The following is a 19,083-nucleotide window of genomic DNA, read 5'->3' as shown; positions in this document are numbered from 1 at the left end:
CGCATGCCGCACTCAGCAGGGCGGGCGATAGTCCATCGAACCGAAGAAGGTGGACCATTCGGCGGGGCTGATGCGGTTGGCGGGGTCGGTGCAGGCGCCGGTGGCCAGATGGGCGGGGTCCGCGTCCCACAGGCGCAGGATGCCGTCGTGGGCGGCGGCGAGCACCACGCCGCTGTCGCCGACGAATCCGACGGCGGTGATCGAACGGGTGGGGCCGTGCCAGTTCGCCAGGGGTACCGGGTCGGTGGGGTCGGTGATGCCGGCCAGTCGGATCACCTCGGCGTCACCGCCGGAGGCGACAATGCTGCGGGAGACCGCGACCGCGGTCACGCCGCCGAGCTGGCCAGGGATCTTGCGCAGGGAGATCGCCCGGTCGCGACTGGCCACGTTCCAGAGCTGGACGGTGGCGTCGACACCGCCGGTGATGAGGGTCGCGCCGTCCGCGGTGTAGGCGAGGGTCTGCACGGCCCGGCTGTGGCCGCGCAGCACCAGGCCACCCACGGGATGGGCGGCGTCGGTGATGTTCCACAGACGGATGGTGGCGTCCTCGCCGGCGGTGGCCAGGATGCCGCCTTTCGGTGCGAACGCGACCGCGTACACACCGCCGGTGGTGGTCTCGAAGTGTGAGCGGATGGTGGGGTTCGCGGGATCGGTGATGTCCCACAGGGCAAGCGTCCCGTCGGCGCCGCTGGAGGCGAGCGTGTTGCCGTCCGGGGTGAAGGCGACAGCGCGCACCGTGTCAGTGTGACGCTGAGTGATCGACAGGCGGCGTAGGTTGGTGGGGTCGTGCGCGTCCCACAGGCGGACGGAGCCGTCCGCGCTGCCGGTGGCGAGTAGTTTGCCGTCGGAGTTGAACGTCATCGAGTCGACCCAGCCGGTGGTGCGGACCGAGTCACGGCGTTGCAGTCGGGTGCGGTCGGTCACCTCCCACATGGTGATGACGCCGTCCGCGCCGCCGACGGCGACGAGCTTGCCGTCGCGGCTGATCGCCATCGACCGGATGTCGGCGGAGCCGGAGTCCACGGCGACCGGTGGGAGGTTCTCGCCGAACGCGGCGATCATCGCTTCCTGGGTCCGCGTCGAGGTGGGTGCGGCGCGGTAGGCGGCGAGTGCCAGGCGACTGGCCAGACCCGGATCGGTGGCCTGCCGCGTGATCGCCTGGACGGCGACGGCGGCCGGGACGTCGGCGACGTCCGCCCCGCCCTTGTCCCGTCTCTCGAGCAGGACGATCGCGCCGACGAGCACGGCCACGAGCACGACCGCCACCAGTGCCAGCCAGCGCCGTCCCCGCCGGACCCGATCCGCCGGTGTCCTCGACGAGGCCCCGCCCCGCTCCACCTGGCCGTGCTGCCCCACCTGGCCGTGCTGGCCCGAGCCACGCTGCCCCGACTGCCCAGCGCGGTCGGCGGTAGGACGACCGGACGTCCCGTGGGACGCGGTATCGCGGGTGGGTGTGTCCCGGGCCGGTGCCGCGCGGGACGTGGGGCCGTCGGCCGGAGCCTGGCCGGGACGTGCCTGACGGGCACGGTGGGCGTCGCGGACACGATTGAGGCGGTCGGTGGGCACGATGCCGGTCTCGGCGTCGCTGAGGTCGTCGTCGGCCAGGGTCGCCGGGTCCGACGGGCCGGCCTGGGGCGTCCGCGCCGCGGCTGCGCCCAGACGCCGGGCGTCCACTGCCTCGCCGGCGCCCCAGACCGTGACCAGTCCGTCGTCAAGGCGCGGGGTCCCCGTCCACTGGTCCGCCGGACGCCAGGGAATCTTCCCGCCAGCCGGCGGGCCCGCCTCCCCCGCAGACGAGGCTCCACCCGTCCGAGAGGCACCACCCGTCCGAGAGGCACCGCCGGTTCGAGAGGCACCACCGGTTCGAGAGGCACCGCCCGTCCGGGAAACGCCGCCAGGGGTGGAGGACGAGCCGGTGCCGGTCGAGCGGGGGGACGCGGCGGGGTTGAGGGGCAGCGGCTGGGTGCCCAGGGTCTCGGGCGGCGGGTCGTGCGGCATCTGGCCGGTGATCGGGGTGATCGGACCGGCCGGGTCGCCGTCCACGGCGTGGCCGGCCGCGTCCGGTTCGGAGGTGGGGGTGCTGGGGGGTGTGGTGTTCAGCGGGCGGATGAGGGCGGTGACCTCGGAGAGGATCTGCTCGCGGGCGGTGACGGGGACGTCGACGCGTAGGTCGAGCAGGCGGACGTAGAGCTCCTCGGCGGCGGGGCGCAGCGTGGCGATCTTGCGCATCGCGTCCTCGACCAGCGGGAGCAGGCTCGGGTCGAGGCCCTCGAGGTTGGGCGGGTCGTTGACGGTGCGAAACAGCAGGCTGGGGGCGGGGCCGGTGCCGAACGGATAGCGGCCGGTGCCGGCGTAGACGAGGACACCACCCCAGGCGAAGACGTCCGCCGCCGATGTGATCTTCTCGCCGCGGGCCTGTTCGGGCGCCATGAACGCGGGTGTGCCGAGGTGCCGGTCGGTACCGGAGTCGCGTCCGACGACGGTGGCGCTGTCCAGCGCGCGGGCGATACCGAAGTCGATGACCTTCGGGCCGAGCCGGGACAGCAGGATGTTCGAGGGTTTGAGGTCGCGGTGCACGACGCCGGCGCGGTGGATGGCCATCAGCGCCGTGGTCATGCTGACCGCGAGCTGGTGCAGTTCGGCGGGGGTCAGCGGCCCGCGGCTGTGCACCACCTCGGAAAGAGTCGGTCCGTCGACGTATTCGGTGACGAGGTAGGGATGGTCACCGGTGATGTCGACGTCGAGGACCGCGGCGGTGCAGAACCGCGCGACGCGGCGGGCGTTGTCGGCCTCATGCTTGAGCCGGGACCGGAATTCGGCGAGCCGGGCAAGGTCCGGGCGAATCAGTTTGACCGCGACCTGGCCGCCTTCGGCGGTCTCGCCCAGGTAGACCGTGCCCATTCCGCCGGCGCCGAGGCGCCGCACCAGCCGGTAGGGCCCCACTTCGGCCGGCGCCGAGGTCCCGCCGTCGCCACCGTCGGCACCTGTTCCGGCGCTGAGGGCAGCGGACCCGCCCGCGCCGGCGACGCCGTCGCTCTCGGCGGCCTGGGACGCGGACGGGTTCGCCATCAGCGACGCACCCGGCCCCGACGCCGACGCCGGGCTGCCATCTGGTAGTGGACGGCGAGGAAGGACAACGCGAGGAACAGCGGCAGCAGCACCGACGTCGCCGACGCGCTGGTGTCCGCGGCGACGAGCACCATGTCGATGCCGGCGGTCAACGGCTTCTCGCCGGCGCAGCGGGCCTCGACCGGACGGTGCCCGGGTTCGAAGCTGGCGAACTGCACCACGGTCTCGAAGGTGCCCGACCTGTCCGCGACGGCGCGTCCGACCAGTTCACCGCCGGTGGTCAGGGTTGCCTGGGCGCCCGGATCGCAGCCGGCGCCGCGGGCGAACAGGGTGTCGCCGGCGCTAACGATCGTCCGGTCGAACAGCAGCTCACCGGCCTTCGCCTCCCGCGCCTCGGGCTGGCCGACCGGGGGCACCGGGTCGCCGGCGCGACGCACCGGCGTGCACACGCCCAGGACACGCACCGTTCCCCTGGCGCACCGCGTCGGCTCGGGGCTCGGGCACGTCTGCTCGAGCGGGACCGAGATACCGCCCGGGCACATCACCCGTCCGGACGGGCAGTCGGCCGTCGCGGCGTGCTGCGAACCGTCCCAGCAGATGACGGGCACCGGCGCGGTCGGCGTCGGCGGGGACGGGCAGGCGGTACCCACCGGCACCCCGACCGAGGTGCCGGGGCAGGACCGCTGCGGAAGCGGGCACTGGTCGGCGCGGTCGCGCACCGAACCGTCCGAGCAGGTGACCTTGGTCGGCTGTTCGGTGGGGTGGTCGGTCGTGCCGGGGTCTGACCCGCAGATCGGGGTGGCCGCCGGGGCGGGTGCGGCGCCGCTGGCCGGATGGCCCGGCTGGCCTGGCCGCGGGCTTGGGCACTGCGGCGAGTTCCCCGTGCCCGTGGGGCAGGTGGTGTCGGCGGTGCGGTGCGTGCGGGTGGCCGAGGTGCTGGGGCAGGATCGCCCAGGGCAGTCCGCGTCGGCCGAGGCGGCCGGGGTCGATGTGGCGGACGGGCAGGGCCCGGGCCCCGTCGACGGCGGCGCGCAGCTGTCGGTGTGCCCACCCGTGGCGGCGCTGCCCGAGGCGGCGACCACACCGTTCGTGGCGATCACCGGGACTCGGGAGACAGTGGCCTTCGGCGGGCAGGCCGTCGGGCTGGGGGACTCGCAGGCGGGCACGAACGCGCTCGAGGCGATGTTGGCCAGGCAGTCCTCTGGCTGGGTCGGGCAGGCGCTGGTCGCCGAGGCGCTCGGCGAGCAGCTCGCCGAACCGGGCGAGGTGGTCCCGGCGCTCGGCGTGCCGGTGGTCGGGGTCGACGTGCCGGTGGTCGGGGTCGACGTGCCTGGGGTACCCGGGGTGCCCGTCCCGGTGAACGGCGTGCCGGTCGTGGGGCTGGTGGTGCCGGCGGTGGGAGCGGGGGTCGTCGGGTCGGGCTTCGGGTCGGCGCTCGGCGTCGACCCGCCCGTCGGCGACCCGGCATCGCCGGAGCCGCCGGAGCCGCCGTCGGTCGGCGGCCCGGTGGTCGTGGTCGACCCGCCGCCGGAGGTGGGCGAGGCGCCGTCCGTCGTGCTGTCGCCCGCGCCGGCCGCGGGCGTCGGCCCGGTGGAACCCTCCGTGGCTGCGGCGCTGGTGGGATCACCGGCCGCGGCGGCGCTGATCGGGACGCCGGCCCCGGCGGGAGTGCCCAACCCCGTGGCCACCCCGGTGCCGACGCACAGCAGCAGCACGCTCAGGAAGATGACAGCGACGGAACCACGCGACGACCGATCACCTCGGGATGCCCCGAACCGTGATGATCGAGCCGTCCATCGACCGGCTGCTCGATGGCCAGACATAGGTCGCCCCCCCGGGTGCGAACGGCAACACGGCGATAACGGCCCGTCAACACAGCTCGTTGAAAACGCGTGGTGCGCGCCTGACGTTACGTGCCTGATGCGAGAGGCGGAAGCCCCGCCCATACGACGGTCCATAGAATAACAGCAGGCTGGCCGAAGATCCCCGGCTAGGGCAACATGGACCACGCCGGTCGGGGGCATCCCAGCCAGGGAAGAGTCGGGGGAACTCGTGGAATGCGCGGCTGCGCCGAGGGTGGCGGTTCAGAAAAGCTTTCTGATTGTCATATGCCTGACAGTCTGTCTGGGTTGGCTCGTGTTGTTGCCCCCGTCGATCGCACGGGCGGAGTCGAGTGGTCGTGTTGAGCTTGCCGTGACGGTGGATGGGCACGCCTTGGATCGCGGGGACCTCGTCCTGAACGCCGGCACCGTCGCCCGGGTCGTGGTCGGCGTGCACAACCTCAGCCGGGTCGACGTCCCGATTGACTCGGTGCGGCTTTCTGGAAATGTGCTTGGTCTCACGTTCTTCGACTACGACACCCGGCTGCACACCACCGTCCCGGCGCAGGGCTCGGCCAACTGGACCGTCGATCTGGACATCCGCGATCTGGACGGCCGCGCCACCGGCCTCGTCCCGGTCGAGGTGACCCTGCGTGACACCGACCTGCACGCGGTCGCCCGTCAGTCCGGCACGGCGAACGTCCACGGTTCGCTGTTGTCCATCTACGGACTGTTCGGCGTCGGGCTGCTGGTGCTGATGGGGCTGCTGTGGGCGGTGGCGCTGCTCCCGCTGGGCCGGCACGCCGGGCCCGCGACCTGGTGGCTGCGCGGCCTGCGGTTCGTCCCCGCCGGCTGCGCGGTGGGCCTGTTCGGGGTCTTCGCTCTCTCGGCGACCCGGTTGCTGTCACCGACGACGCTGGTCGACCTCGTGCTCACCATCGTCACGTCGGCCGTCTGCTTCGCGATCGGCGCGCTGATGCCCTGGCTGAACGGCCCCCGCCGCCCCTGAGCCGCTGAGCCGCTGAGCCGTCAGGCGCCGCGGGCGGGCAGGACGACGATCCGCCCGCCCTGCGCGTCGACGATCAGCAGGCGGGCCAGGTTCGCCGGTTCGATCCCGGCGGTTCCCCGCACCTCCACGTCGCCGTCGTAGTTGGCCGCCCATGTCGCGGCGGTCTCCTCGTGCCCGTCGACAGCCTGGGCGATCAGGGTGCAGTGACTGCCCGGACGCACGTTCGCGACCTTCACCGTGAAGGCGCTGCCAGCCGGGTTCGCGGCGACCCACACCCATGCCTCGACCTGACTGGTGGTGCTGGCGCCGGTGTACATCCGCCCGGGTGGACGAACCGTCAGCGAGTCGCCGTTCGAGTGCACGCTGACCGTGATCCCGACCGTGGCGAGCACGACCGCGACGAGCAGCCCCGCCGACGCGAGCACGGCCCGGCGGCGCGTGCGGCGACGGGCCCGCTGCAGCGACGCCAGTGCCCGCCGGGTGATCTCGGTGTCGGTCCCCGCCCGTGGCTCGACAACCGGACGAGCCGCCCGGGCCGGTTGCCGGCCATGCCTCGGGCCCTGACCATGCCCCGGCCACCCGCCCTGATCCGGCCGCGCGCCCTGATCCGGCCCCTGGTCCTGGTCCTGGCCCGTGCCCGCGGCGGTCCGCGGGTCGTCGGACCCGTCCGGCGCGGAGGCCGCCCCGTCCGTGCGCGGGTCGCTGTGGGTCCGCGCGTTGAGGTGGGCCGTGTCGAGGTGGACCGCGTCGACGATGGCGGCGATGTCCAGGTCGGTGCTGCTGGGCTCGTCGGGCTCCACCACGTCGGCCAGCTGCAGGCGTGCCAGCAGGCCGGGCAGGCCGGCGAGACTGGCCAGTTCCGCGCGACACTCCGCGCAGTCGCCCAGGTGGTTCGCCACGGCGGCGCGGTCCGCGGGTTCCAGGGCGCCCAGTACATAGGCGCCCAGCGCGATGCGGGGGGCTGCGCAGTCGCTGCTCATGTCGCCCACCCCCGTTCTTCGAGTGCCAGCCGTAACGCACGCAGTCCGTAGTAGACCCGGGACTTGACGGTGCCGGGCGGGATTCCCAGGTTCACGGCCGCCTCGGCGACGGAGCGTCCCAGGTAGTAGGTCTCGACGAGCGCGGCCCGATGCTCGGCGCTCAGCGCCCGGAACGCCTCCACGACCTGCCAGCTCTCCAGCGCGCGGTCCAGCTCGTTGCCCGCGGACAGGAACTCGAGGTGTTCCGGTCCGACCTCGGCCGGTCGGGCCCGCCGCGCCCGATGCTCGTCGACCACGATGCGATGCGCGACGGTGAACAGCCATGGTCGCAACGGCCGCTCGTCGGTGTCGAGCCGGCCGGCGTGCCGCCAGGCCCGGACCAGCGTCTCCTGCAGGACGTCCTCGGCCTTCGTACGGTCACCGGTCATCCGGGAGATGAACGCGAGCAGCGCCGAGCCGTGTTCGGTGTAGACGGCGCGCACGAACTCGGCGGCGGGGTCCTCGACCTCCGGCCCGCCGTCGCGCCCTCGCCGCCGCGCATGCATGCCCACCAACACGCATCATCGCCCCGCCCGGTTCACCCGGACCACCTCGCGCCACCACTGTCACCATCAGCACCCGGATCGTGACGCGCCGAGCCACGTCGGCCATTGACACTCCATCCACTAAAAGTCACTATTCAAATCCTAAAAGTAATCATCACTGGTAGACGCCCTGGATTCGCGGATCCGCCAGCCCGAGCCGGCCTTCGCCCCGCCCACCGGACGTGGAACCACCCGACCTGGGAGCGGCGGACGGTTCGGTCCGTGACCCGCTGGCTCCGATGGTCGTGCCCGGCCCGCGCTCCGGTGGCTACGGGACGCTGGTCGCCGGCAACGCGGCCGGGCTGTTCGTCGGCGTCTGGAACGACGGCTCCTACAGCTCCACCGGTGGGGTGTGGTGGCGCGGCCGGGTGACCTTCCTCGAGGGCAGCCAGCAGCTGGTGGCCGCCGCAGCAGCAGCAGCGCGCTGGCCGTGAGCCCCACCGGGCTGGTGGTCGGCTGGAGCACCACCGACGCCCGGACGACCCGGGCCGTCCGCTGGCGCGGCACCCGCCCGCAGGACCTCGGCACCCTGCCCGGGCTGCACGGCTCGCGCGCGATCGCGGTCAACAACGCCGGCCGGGTGCTGGTGAGCGCGTCCGGCCCGACCCAGGGCGCGTTCCTGTGGCGCTCCGGCCGCCAGATCCCGATCGGGGGCGCAACCACCACCGGTGCCGGCGACGACCGGGTGGAGGTGACCGGACGCGGCACCGCAGGCCGTCTGGTGGCCGTCCGCCCCGGCGACCACACCACTCGCCCTCGGCCTGACCGCTCTCCCGGCCGCCGGACAGCCGTGGCCGCCGGGCAGGTGTCATCGCGGCTCGGCGAGAAGCAGCAGGTATTCGAACTCGTAGCGTCCGGGGCCGCCGAGCGGGCCAAGATACTCGTCGGTGGCGAATCGCAGCAAAGCGTTGTCCAGGGCGGCGATGCGTTTCGGGTTCGGCCCGATCCGGTCATATGCCTCGATGATGGGCGCGAAATATGCGCGGTACAACGTGCACCACTGCGCCGGCGATCCGCCGTAGTCCAGCCGGGCGGTGCGATGGTGGGTGCTCAGCCGACGGACGTCACCACCGGCGAACAGCGCCCGCACCCTCGCCGGATGTCCCCAGGCGGTCGGCGCCGCCACCCGTCCGTCGGTGCGGGCTGGGGCGTACCGTTCCAGCAGGGCGAACAGCCGGCCCATCGCTCCGTCCGCGGTCCAGCTCGCCACCGCGATCGTGCCGCCCGGACGACACACCCGCACCAGTTCGCGGGCCGCGGCGGCCTGGTCGGGCGCGAACATCACACCCGCGCAGGACAGCACCACGTCGAACGTGTCCGCGCCGAAGGGCAGCCGCTGCGCGTCGGCCGGTAGCCAGTCCAGGCTGAGCCCGCGCGCGTCGGCGACCGCACGCCCGCGTTCGAGCAGTGCCGACACCGGATCGCAGGCCACCACGTCCGCGCCGGCCTCGGCCGCCGCGAGCGCCGCGTTACCGCTACCCGCGCCCACGTCGAGCACCCGATGCATCGGGGTGATGCCGGCCGCCCGCACCAGATCCCCCGCCATACTCGCGAACACCGGCGCGAGCGCAGCATCATCACCGAGTTCCCACACCGGCCGCCAACCCCCCGGCCCACCGGACGCCATTCCCCCCGGCGCCGTTTCCGCTGGCACCGTTCCCGCCGCCGGCGCTCCCACGGGGAGCACTCCCCCAAGGCCGGTGTCGGCCGGCGTCGACGCGGGGCGAACCGGTCGGGCCGGCCTCGCGGAACTGGTCGCTCCCGCCGACGGATACGGTAAGGCCAGCACCGTCGACGCCGCAGTCACCGATGCCGTCGATGCCGTCGATGCCGCCCAGCCGTCCATGATGATCTCCTTTGATCGATCGTGGGACCGCAGATTAAACCGATCGGGACGGTCGACCTCCAGAATGCCGGCCGAACGACTCAACGGGACAGGAACAACGTCCCGTCGACAGGTCCCGAAGGACCCTTGGGACAACAGCGTCCGCGGGAGCGCCGCGCCACCACCGCCCGCACCTCCACAAAGCATCGGACATCTATCCGGATAATTCTTGCGCCGATTCAGCTTCCCACGCCAGACCTATGAAAAATGGGCGAATCGGTCAGGTGCACGGACGGCAAAGCACCGGGTGCGGTATAAGCACCGGGTGGCCGGTACCGTCGGACGGCCGCGCCAGCCCGATCTCGGAGGAGCTCATGAGCGCGGTCACGGACATCGCCGTCGAGACCCGGCCCGACCACGTCGCGGTCGTCGAGCTTCGCCGGCCGCCGTACAACTACTTCGACGTGCACCTGATCGACGCCCTCGCCGACGCCTACGAGCGGCTCGCCGCCGACGGTGACGTCCGCGCGATCGTGCTGGCCTCGCACGGCCGGCATTTCTGTGCCGGCGCCGACTTCACCGGGGCGAGTTCGGCGGCCCCGCTGAGCGCCGACGAAGGCGCACCGGCCCTCTACCGCACGGCGCTGCGTCTGTTCGCCGCGCCGATCCCGGTGGTGGCCGCGGTCCAGGGCACCGCGATCGGCGGCGGCCTCGGGCTCGCCCTGTCCGCGGACTTTCGGGTCGCGACGCCCGAGAGCCGTTTCGTCGCGAACTTCGCCCGCCTCGGCCTGCATCAGGGCTTCGGCATCTCGGTGACGCTGCCGGCGGTGGTCGGCCGGCAGAAGGCCCTCGATCTGCTCTACACCGGACGACGGGTGGAAGGCGCCGAGGCGCTCGCGATCGGCCTCGCCGACCGACTCGTCGCCGCCGTCGACCTGCGTGAGGCGGCGATCGAACACGCCCGTGCCATCGCCGCCTCGGCACCGCTGGCGGTGCGCAGCATCCGAGCGACCATGTGGGCCGACCTGCTGCCGGCGATCGAGGCGGTGACAACCCGCGAATCCGCCGAGCAGGCGGTCCTGCGGGACACCGCGGATTTCGCCGAGGGAACCCACGCGCACGCCGAACGCCGCGAGCCCCGCTTCACCGGCGCGTAGCCGCCGGCGGCGCGTCGCCCGACGGTGGTGGTTGTCTTGCCCCACCCGACGCCAGCCGATATCCAGAAGTTTTCGGCGTTGTCGGGTAGCCGCTGACCGCGGCCCACCGACCTGCGCCGGTAACCATCTGTCACTGTTTCCGGCGGCACGAACCGATGTGACCGGTCGGCGAAGCCGGAATCCCGCCATGCCCATCCGGCATAATCATTACCCCCATCCGGATCACCCGAATGATCAATCCACCCGTGGGCCGTCCGGACAAGGGGCAAGTAGCCGCTTCTTCGTGAGCCCACTCACATCATCGAGGAGAACCCCGGAGTGTTCTGCACACGGAGAGTTCCCGGAACTCTCGATACCGCCACCCGGCCCCACCCGAAATGCGTAGCACCCTTTTCCGCAGCCGTCTCCGCGTAGTCGTCCGAAAAGGCCGCCAGTTACCGTGTGCTGCCTCTCGATCGGCCGTGCGATGAGGTGGCCTCGCCGGCCCGATCCCACTTTCGGGCCGGTTTCCGGATTTCGGTGAGGCCGTCCGTCCACGGCGAACGCGGCACGCCCGAACAACGGGCGCAGGACCGGCACACGGACGGGTGGGGGACATGAGACGACACCGGCGGTCACACGCCGCGGCCAGGGCCGTGATCACCTGCGTGCTGGTCGCCGTGACCGGCTGCGGCGCGCACGAGACCAGCGACGCCGGCCAGCCCGGCGGCCGAGGCGACACCGCGGTCACCAAGAGCCTGCTGCGGCAGGTCGCGCAGGGTGGGTACCCATGCGCGACCACGCCCGGCGTCGACCGCGACACCATCCGCCTCGGCATGGTCTACTCCGGTTCGCCCTCGGGCGGACCCGGCGATACAGGCGGGGATCCGAGCGCCCAGTTCCGCGCCGGTGTCGATGCCCGCCTCGGCGAGCAGAACGCCCTCGGTGGCGTGGACGGGCGCCGGCTGACCTACCGCATCGAGGACGACCACGGCATCCCCACCCGCAACGCCGCCGCCGGACGGAGCCTCACCGGCGCGGGCGACGCCCTCGGCATCCTGCGGTTCAGCTCCGCGTCCGTCGGCGGCGCGCCGGAACTGGCCGCCGCCGCGGTACCGGTCGTCGACGGCCACGTCAGCGATCCCGGCGCCGCGACCAGGACGAACGTGTTCAGCTACTCCCGTCCGATGGGCATGTCACCAGCCTCCAGCGGCTGGGGCGACTTCCTCTACAGTCGCGGCGCGCGGCGGGTGGCGACGGTGGCGGTGCAACTGTCCGACGGCACCCAGGCCATGGCGGCGGCCGCGCAGCGCAGCGCCCGCGCCGCCGGGATGCGGGTGGCCGCGTCCCTGCTCGTCTCGCCCGGACCCCTGGACGGCGAGAAGCTCGTCGAGCAGATCCGCGCGGCCGACGCCGACAGCGTCATCGCCTTCGTGCCCGCGCAGACGTTCTACGCGATCGCCACCGCCACCCACAACGCCGCCCTCGGCCTCACCGCGATCCTCGGCGACCAGACCACCTACAGCAAAAAGGAACTCGCCGCCGCCGGGACCAGGGCCGCCGGCGTCTACACCTTCGTCGACTACGCGCCGTTCGAGCTCGCGGCCCCCGCCCACCAGCGTTTCCGCACCGCGCTCACCACCTACGCACCGCAGGCGGCGACACTCGCCGACGGCAACGCACTGATCGGCTGGATCAGCGCCGACCTGCTGCTCACCGGGGTACGGGCCGCCGGCCACTGTCCCACCCGCGCCGCCCTGCTCACCGCGCTGCGCACCCTCGACCACTATGACGCCGGCGGCCTCCTCCTCGCCCCGATCAACCCCGCGAAGGGCCTCGCCGCCGCCACCGCCTGCTACGACTACCTGCGGGTCAACAAGGACGGCGCCACGTTCACCCCCGTGTCCGCCACCCCCCGCTGCGGCCGCACCGTCACCACCGAATAGCACCGTCGCCGAACAGCACCGCTGGCCGTGTGCCGACGGCTCGTCCCGACGGGACCGGGCCCTCGGCACACGGCTGCCGCGTCCGTCTATCAGAAGACCCAGTAGCACTGCGCCGGATGCCAGGTCCGGTCGTGCCATTCCTTCGGGAAGGCACGCCCGTGCCAGACAAACCCGGGCATCCAGTAACCCGGCTCCCAGTAACCCGGCCGGCAGATCCAGTGCCGATCCCGATGGCGCTCCACCGGCTTCGGCCCGGCCACCGACGGCCCGGCCACCGACGGCCCGGCCACCGACGGCTTGTCTACCGGAGGCTTGTCGGCGTGCGGCCTGCCCACCGGCCCCGAGGGTGCGCCACTGGACGGCGAAGCCGTCGGCGCCGGTGTGGACGGGGACGCCGGTGGCGCCGCCTCGACCGGCGCGGTGGCAAGGAATCCAGCGAAAGCGAGGAGCACCGTCAGGAACAGATATCGAAAGCCCTTGGCAACCTTCATCGCCATCCCTTCGACCGGCGCACCGACAGCCATCCACCTCAGCTCAATGCAGGCAGGACACCATCCAGAGCGCGCCCAGGGAGGCTACCCCTATGCCGTCGTGGATAATCTCCCGAACGCTTTCGATGACCATCCTCCACGCCGCCAGAAGACCCCGAAAGACACCTTTCCACCCTTGTTCACAACTCTCCCAAAAGCGCCCACAGGTGCCCGGAGATCTGGATTTTCCGCATTCCGGCACACCGCCGCGGTGCACGACCGCTGGGCTGGCGACCACAGCCCACAGCGTGTTCACATCCCCGCTGGACACACTGACAACAGACCACGGCGCAGCCCGCGCGACGCAGCCGGCGAACCGCAGGCAGGAGGTACGGCTTGACCCGCGACACCCTGCCCCAGAACACCCTTTCTCAGAACGTCCTGCCCCAGAACACCGAGCCTCAGAACATCCGGTATCCCGAGGGGACGACAGGACCTGACGAGCTGGACGAGCCGGAGGTCGAGACCGCCTCGTACTCTGGTCGACGCCCCGGCCGACGATGGGTGCGGGTGCTGCGCCGGCTGCTGCTGACGGCACTGGCCTGCGGGCTGGCGGCGCTGCTCGGATTCGGTGTGCTCCTCGGTGTCACGCCGTCCGTCGCCGACGCGCGGACCCGGGTCGACGCGCAGGCCGCGGAGCACGGGGCACGGGCGCTCAGCGGGGCGCTGCCGAGCCGACTCGTCGCCGCGTTGATCGCGACCGAGGACAGCCGTTTCTACTCCCACCAGGGCATTGATCCCCTCGGCGCGATACGTGGCCTCTCCCAGCCGCTGTTCGGCGGCCCGGACCGCGGCGGTGCGAGCCTCGACCAGCAACTCGTGAAACTTCTCTACACCGGCGGACGGCGCGACACGATCGACCAGATCGAGCAGACCGCCCTCGCCGTGAAACTGGACGCGCATTACTCCAAGGACGAGATTCTTCGGATGTACCTGGACACCGTCTATTTCGGCCACGGCTACTACGGCATCGTCGCGGCCGCCGCCGGCTACTTCGGCCAGACGCCGGGCACCCTGACCTGGACCCAGGCAAGCCTGCTCGCCGGCCTCGTCCAGGCACCGTCCGCCTACGATCCGTACGAACATCTCGCCGCCGCCCGCGCCCGCCAACGCCACGTCCTCGACCGGCTGGTCGCCACCGGACGCCTCACCGCCACCCAGGCCACCCAGGTCCTCTCCGCCCCCCTCAACCTGCGCTGACGCGCACAGCCCCGCGACCCAGCCACGTCCCACCGACGGCCGCGTCGCCCCGGCCGTGAGGGACCCGCTGTCCGCCGACGGCTGTTCCTCTCAGCAGGCGAGCAGACGTCCACGTAGGTAGGCATCGGCGAGGGTGCAGGTGTCACGGGCGTACTCGGCGCGGCTCGCCACCGCGTCGGAATGCGGATGGGTGCCGAGCCACGCCACCAACAGCAACCGGCGCATCATCACGAACGTCGGAATCATCTCGATGTCATCGGCCGTCAGTGGCAGCTGACGCTGGTACGCCGTCAGCCAGGCGTCCGTCAGGTCTCCGGCCACGTCCAGGTGTTCGATGAACGACAGCGAGGCCGCCAGATCCCACAGATACCACCCGAACCCACAGTCATCGAAATCGATGACACACACCTCGCCGTTCGCATCATCGGCACGGTCATCGCCAGACGCGACATCCGGAATCAGCAGGTTCGCAAGCCGCATGTCCGCGTGGACGAGACCGAACCGCGCCGCGCCGGTCCCATACTCGACCACCCGACGATACGTTTCCCGCACCGCCTTTTCCAACAGCTCGGTTTCTTCTCGCAGCACGCCGCCGACCCCTTCGGGGCCACCTATCCCGGCTTCCGACCCTGTGGGAGGGCCGCCGGTCAGCGCGGCCGCGAGACCGGCCGACCAGCTGCCCCACCGTCCGTCCCGGCCGAGCATGGTCTCCCAGGTCCAGGAGAAGCGAGAAAAGGAAAGTGGACGCTCCCAGCTCCGAGCGTGCAGGTGCATACGAGCGGCGATCCCGCCGAGTTGCGCGAACGCCCGGACAAGGGCCGCGGGCTCCAATGTCTCCGGCGATCGGCCCGCCACCCATTCGAACAGCACCGCGTGCCGCACATCGACAGCCTCGGATTCCCTGTTCCGACCGGAACCGGCCGGAACAGCCGGGTCCACCGCGGGCGGGCGAAGAAACGTGACCACACTGCCACCGGAACGAGTCGGAATCACCGCGGGCGTGCGCACGACGCCGTCGCGCCGGAGCGCGGAGATCCAGGCCAGCTCGCTGTGAACAGCAGCACGATCATGATATTCGGGCCGATGCAACCGCAGCACCCATCGACGATCACCGCCAGGCCCCGGACACCCATCCGAGAGGGCCGTGGTATCGCTCGGCCCGTCAGCCTCCCCCGAGGTGATCTCAAACGTGGCGTTCTCCGACAGATGCAGCAGCCGGGCCTGCGGCGACGGCCCAAGATCGTAGGCGGCGAGGATTTCCCTGAGGTCAGACGCAGAACCGGTCAGGGAGGCTGCCGTGGTGACGGTCACGGACGTTCATCATGCCGGACAGCTCGGCCCCGAACCCGGCCACCCGCGCTCCCGGTCCACTCCCCGCCCCCTCCTCTCCTCTGCACGGCCGTGGAGTCACCGCCGCGACGCTGGCAGGCCACATTCCAGGGCCACGCACGACAGCCAGGGCGCCATTGCGCTTCTCAACAGCACTCGCCAGCAACAGCGACCGAACTGCCGCTCTCCGGTTTCTTTCATCCCGCGAGGATTCATATCCGCAGGCGTGGAATCCGTCCCAAGACTGTGCGTCGCGGGAGCTCGCCGCATGCCGCTCCGCCGTCATCGCGACCCACCTGGCCACAACCCGACACTGTGGATGATAGGGATGTGACCATGGGCCAGATGCGTCTGCTACTGATCTCGGGAAGCACCCGGGACGCGTCCACGAACACCGCGGCTTTGCGCACCCTCGCCGCGGTGGCACCGCAGGGCGTGACAGCCGAGCTGTACGACGGGCTGATGGAGCTGCCGGCGTTCACCCCGGATGCCGATGATGACGCCCCCCACCCTGCCGTCGCCGACCTGCGGGCCGCGATCGCCACGGCCGACGCGATGGTCTTCTGTACGCCGGAGTACGCGGGGGCCCTACCCGGCAGCCTCAAGAACCTGCTGGACTGGACGGTCGGCACCGGCGACCTCTACGACAGGCCCGCCGCCTGGATCAACGTCGCCGCACCTGGCCGCGGCGCCGGCGCACGTGCCGAACTGGCCACCGTGCTGCGCTACGTCACCGTCGACCTGATCACCGAGGCCTGCGCCGACATCCCCATCGCCCGGGACGCCATCGGCGCCGACGGGCTGGTCGAGGACCCTCACATCCGCGCCGCTTTGACCGCCGCCCTGCACGCTGTCGCCGCACATCTCCAAGCCCGCCGTTCCGAAACAAACAGCATCCCGTGAGACGGGCAGGGAGCTGCACCACTCGTCAGTCGGATCACCCCCACGGGCGTGGGGAGGACATCAACCTCGCCGCGTGCAACGCCGTCTCGGTCGGATCACCCCCACGGGAGTGGGGAGGACGCTTTGTGAGCTGGACTTCCAGGAAGCATCCGGCATCCGTCGTGATTTGGACTGGGCGATCTTACCGCGGGAGGCGCTGTCGAATCGAGTTCGGTCAGGTCGGCGTTCGGGCACTCGCCGCGAACAGCGCGCTTTTCGATGTCGCCAGCACCTGCCGGCCACCGCGCGGCCGGCCGGTGCCGGCGGTGATCAGGTGTGAGGGACGGTGCCGCAGGAGGCCATGGTGGCGCCGCGGTAGCCGGTGAGGAAGCTGTCGCGGCGTTGCTGGGCGGAGCCGTGCGTCCAGGTCTCGGGGTTGACGTCGCCGGCGCGGGCCTGGATGCGGTCGTCGCCGACGGCCTGGGCGGCGCCGAGGGCCTGGTCGAGTTCGGCCTCGCCGATGGTGACGTTGCCGCCGGTGTTCGCGAGTGTGCTCCACACGCCGGCGTAGCAGTCGGCCTGGAGTTCGAGCTGCACGCTCAACGCGTTCTCCTGGGATGGGTTCGCCTGCTGTGCCTGGCGGACCCGGGCCTCCGTGCCGGTCAGGGTCTGCAGGTGATGGCCGACCTCGTGGGCGACGATGTAGGCCTGCGCGTAGCGGCCCTGCGCGCCGAATTCCTTCTGCAGCTGGGCCAGGAAGCCGAGATCGATGTAGACGCGCCGGTCCGGCGGGCAGTAGAACGGGCCCACCTGGGACGACGCGGTTCCGCAGCCGGTGCGCACGGCCTGGGAGAAGTAGACCAGGCGCGGCTTGGTGTAGGTCTGGCCGGAGCGGCTGAACTGCGCCGCCCACACCTCGTTGATCTCGTTGAACGCCTTCAGGACGAAACAGTCGTCATAGGTGTTGATCGCCCCGCTGGTGTTGCAGCGCGTCGCGACGTCCCCGGACGTCCCGCCGCCGGGCTGCGACAGGGCCGGGCCGGACGTCGAGGTACCCGACCCGCCGCCGAGCACCGTGACGAGCAGGTAGATGACCACGCCGATGATGCCCGCACCGCCGGTGCCGAAGGCCACGCCGCGCCCCAGGCCGCCACCTCCGCCGCGCTGGTCGTCCAGCTCGGACGCATCGACCTGTTCGTCGTCGAACTGCATGTCCTGCCCTCCACCGATCCCCCGGGTCCGCCCGGCAGCCGTCCGACCGGTGTGTCCGGTCTGCCGGGTTCCGGATGGAGTATGTCCCGGACGATCAGCCGCCGAACATCGACCCGCCGTCGGTGTGCACGACGCTAGAGGGTGGGGGCGAGCTGGCGGGCCAGACGGGTCTGGTCGTAGTAGATCCGGTTCTCGGCGATCAGCCCGCCCTCCACCCGGTAGACCTCGACGACCCGCAGGGTGATCCGCCGGCCGCTGGGCGGATGCTCGCTGCCGTCGGCTTCCCGCAGGGGGCCGGTGTGGGTGGCGGTCAGGGTGTACTCCTCGACGACGAGCTGGCCCTGTTCGGCGAGGATGTGCGTGTCGACGTCCACGTCGTCGAAGGCGGCGAGGAACGCGGCGCTGTAGCCGGCGCCGGCTTCCCGGCCCTCGACGCGCACCCCACCGGGTGCCTCGACCACCAGATCCTCGTGCATGAGCGCCAGCGCGGCCGGCACGTCGCCGCCGTCGAACGCGTCCAGCGCCTGTCGGACGATGTCCAGAGCCTGCCCCACCGGTGTCTCCCCCGTGTTCGCCTGGTCCGCGTCACGCCGCGTCACGCCGCGGCCGCTGAGGCGATCATCGCATCAGAATGCCTGCCACGACGGGGAAACCGCCGGCTCAGACGTTCGTCGTGGACCCCGGGCGGATGATCATCAGCACGGTGACGGCGACCCACAGCAGGTTGAAGATGCCGACGCTCATCGCGAGTCGCCGGCTGCGAGCCACGGCGCCCGCCACCTCACCCGCACTCGGGAGGGCGGCCGTACTCGTCACGGCGGCCGCCTCCGACGTGGGGGCGTCGTCGGCCGGTACCGTCGCGTCCGTGATCCGCCCGGCGTCGAGCGCCTGAGCGTCGACCGGTCCACCGATGCTGGCGGCGGTGATCTCGTCCATCAGGTCGCGCTGCGCGGGCAGGACGGCGAAGGCGAGCACTCCGGCGGCGAGGGCGGTCAGCGCGATGGCGACCATCAGCCAGGCCTCGCCGAGGATGCCCAGGCCCTGGGCCGTGAGGAAGCCGAACAGCACGACGATCAGGCCGGCCGCCGAGTAGACCCCGCAGATCCGGTACAGCACACGGCTGACGGCCGTGGCGTGCGCATCGCCGGGGTTGGCGAGGGCGGCGCGGGCCGAGGGGGGAAACATACTGGCCGCCACCGCCACCGGGCCGATGGCCACGATCGCCGCCAGGACGTGCACGCTGAGCAGGAACTTGTTCACGAACACCTCATCGCGGCACGCACCTCGACCACGGGCGGGCCCGCGTGCTTGCGCACGCGCGGGCCGGCGGCAGCGTCGAGGTGGACGAACAGTACATCCCGACGCTACGGCTCACCTGCGACAGTTCCACCACTCGGGTGCCACTCCCACGGTCGAGGGCTCGCTCCCATCGGCTGGTACCGGCCCGAGCGTCGCGGTGGCGATGAGGCGGCGAAGGGGTGGCGCGGGCCCGCACGAGTCGGACATCCCGGCTGGGCGGATGACCCGGACGCACCGCTGTGTGTGGTTGTCGGCACGTCTG

General features: G+C 71.8%; 16 protein-coding genes and 1 pseudogene. 7 read left to right on the top strand and 10 right to left on the bottom strand.

Going from position 1 to position 19,083, the window contains the following annotated elements; genetic code table 11:
• Nucleotides 1–12: 12 nt before the first annotated feature.
• Nucleotides 13–3,069: a WD40 repeat domain-containing serine/threonine protein kinase gene (locus tag MXD61_RS26105; RefSeq protein ID WP_248816064.1), complete on the bottom strand. Its 3,057-nt coding sequence runs from the start codon at nt 3,067–3,069 to the stop codon at nt 13–15.
• Complete coding sequence (locus MXD61_RS26100) at nt 3,069–4,784, bottom strand: hypothetical protein (RefSeq protein WP_248816063.1); 1,716 nt, start codon at nt 4,782–4,784, stop codon at nt 3,069–3,071. Before MXD61_RS26100 ends, MXD61_RS26105 begins: the two co-directional genes overlap by 1 nt.
• A 499-nt stretch (nt 4,785–5,283) precedes the next feature.
• On the opposite strand from MXD61_RS26100, the gene MXD61_RS26095 reads away from it, so the two are divergent.
• Nucleotides 5,284–5,898 carry a hypothetical protein gene (locus MXD61_RS26095; RefSeq protein WP_248816062.1) on the top strand — a complete coding sequence of 205 codons (615 nt, stop codon included), beginning with the start codon at nt 5,284–5,286 and terminating at the stop codon, nt 5,896–5,898.
• 20 nt (nt 5,899–5,918) lie between these two features.
• Here the strand turns inward: MXD61_RS26095 and MXD61_RS26090 are convergent, their stop codons facing one another.
• Complete coding sequence (locus MXD61_RS26090; protein WP_248816061.1) at nt 5,919–6,878, bottom strand: anti-sigma factor; 960 nt, start codon at nt 6,876–6,878, stop codon at nt 5,919–5,921.
• On the bottom strand, nt 6,875–7,423 hold the full coding sequence (locus tag MXD61_RS26085; RefSeq protein WP_248816086.1) for a sigma-70 family RNA polymerase sigma factor: 549 nt from the start codon (nt 7,421–7,423) through the stop codon (nt 6,875–6,877). The genes MXD61_RS26090 and MXD61_RS26085 overlap by 4 nt, the downstream gene beginning before the upstream one ends.
• A 221-nt stretch (nt 7,424–7,644) precedes the next feature.
• Between MXD61_RS26085 and MXD61_RS26080 the strand changes: the two genes are divergently transcribed.
• Nucleotides 7,645–7,896: a hypothetical protein gene (locus tag MXD61_RS26080; RefSeq protein ID WP_248816060.1), complete on the top strand. Its 252-nt coding sequence runs from the start codon at nt 7,645–7,647 to the stop codon at nt 7,894–7,896.
• Nucleotides 7,893–7,946, top strand: a pseudogene (locus tag MXD61_RS29040) (hypothetical protein); the annotation flags it as partial. The gene MXD61_RS26080 and the pseudogene MXD61_RS29040, both read left to right, overlap by 4 nt.
• Before the next feature lie 324 nt (nt 7,947–8,270).
• Here the strand turns inward: MXD61_RS29040 and MXD61_RS26075 are convergent.
• Complete coding sequence (locus tag MXD61_RS26075) at nt 8,271–9,008, bottom strand: class I SAM-dependent methyltransferase (protein WP_248816059.1); 738 nt, start codon at nt 9,006–9,008, stop codon at nt 8,271–8,273.
• A gap of 653 nt (nt 9,009–9,661) precedes the next feature.
• Here MXD61_RS26075 and MXD61_RS26070 point away from each other — a divergent pair.
• Together MXD61_RS26070 and MXD61_RS26065 are read left to right on the top strand one after the other, a co-directional pair.
• Nucleotides 9,662–10,444: an enoyl-CoA hydratase/isomerase family protein gene (locus tag MXD61_RS26070; protein WP_248816058.1), complete on the top strand. Its 783-nt coding sequence runs from the start codon at nt 9,662–9,664 to the stop codon at nt 10,442–10,444.
• A gap of 596 nt (nt 10,445–11,040) precedes the next feature.
• Nucleotides 11,041–12,369, top strand: a complete 1,329-nt coding sequence (locus MXD61_RS26065) for an ABC transporter substrate-binding protein (RefSeq protein ID WP_248816057.1) — start codon at nt 11,041–11,043, stop codon at nt 12,367–12,369.
• A gap of 89 nt (nt 12,370–12,458) precedes the next feature.
• Here the strand turns inward: MXD61_RS26065 and MXD61_RS26060 are convergent, their stop codons facing one another.
• Nucleotides 12,459–12,860, bottom strand: coding sequence for a hypothetical protein (locus MXD61_RS26060; protein WP_248816056.1), 402 nt, complete (start codon nt 12,858–12,860; stop codon nt 12,459–12,461).
• A gap of 375 nt (nt 12,861–13,235) precedes the next feature.
• Here MXD61_RS26060 and MXD61_RS26055 point away from each other — a divergent pair, with 375 nt between their 5' ends.
• Nucleotides 13,236–14,099 (top strand): biosynthetic peptidoglycan transglycosylase, encoded by an 864-nt coding sequence (locus MXD61_RS26055; RefSeq protein ID WP_248816055.1) that lies wholly within the window; start codon nt 13,236–13,238, stop codon nt 14,097–14,099.
• A 90-nt stretch (nt 14,100–14,189) separates the two neighbouring features.
• Here MXD61_RS26055 and MXD61_RS26050 read toward each other — a convergent pair whose 3' ends face one another.
• A complete protein-coding gene (locus MXD61_RS26050) occupies nt 14,190–15,410 on the bottom strand; it encodes a phosphotransferase (protein WP_308222853.1) in 1,221 nt (406 codons plus the stop codon).
• 354 nt (nt 15,411–15,764) lie between these two features.
• Between MXD61_RS26050 and MXD61_RS26045 the strand changes: the two genes are divergently transcribed.
• Nucleotides 15,765–16,331, top strand: a complete 567-nt coding sequence (locus tag MXD61_RS26045; RefSeq protein ID WP_248816085.1) for an NADPH-dependent FMN reductase — start codon at nt 15,765–15,767, stop codon at nt 16,329–16,331.
• Nucleotides 16,332–16,640: 309 nt separating this feature from the next.
• On the opposite strand, the gene MXD61_RS26040 is transcribed toward MXD61_RS26045, so the two are convergent.
• The 3 genes from MXD61_RS26040 to MXD61_RS26030 form a co-directional block, all read right to left on the bottom strand.
• Entirely contained in the window at nt 16,641–17,522 is an 882-nt protein-coding gene (locus tag MXD61_RS26040; protein WP_248816053.1) for a neutral zinc metallopeptidase, read from the bottom strand.
• A 134-nt stretch (nt 17,523–17,656) separates the two neighbouring features.
• A complete protein-coding gene (locus MXD61_RS26035) occupies nt 17,657–18,121 on the bottom strand; it encodes a nuclear transport factor 2 family protein (protein ID WP_308222852.1) in 465 nt (154 codons plus the stop codon).
• 61 nt (nt 18,122–18,182) lie between these two features.
• On the bottom strand, nt 18,183–18,782 hold the full coding sequence (locus MXD61_RS26030; RefSeq protein WP_248816052.1) for a protease: 600 nt from the start codon (nt 18,780–18,782) through the stop codon (nt 18,183–18,185).
• Between the last annotated feature and the right edge of the window lie 301 nt (nt 18,783–19,083).

This window comes from Frankia sp. AgPm24 (assembly GCF_023243055.1).
GTDB lineage: Bacteria > Actinomycetota > Actinomycetes > Frankiales > Frankiaceae > Frankia > Frankia umida.
This window is presented reverse-complemented; position numbering and strand designations above follow the sequence as displayed.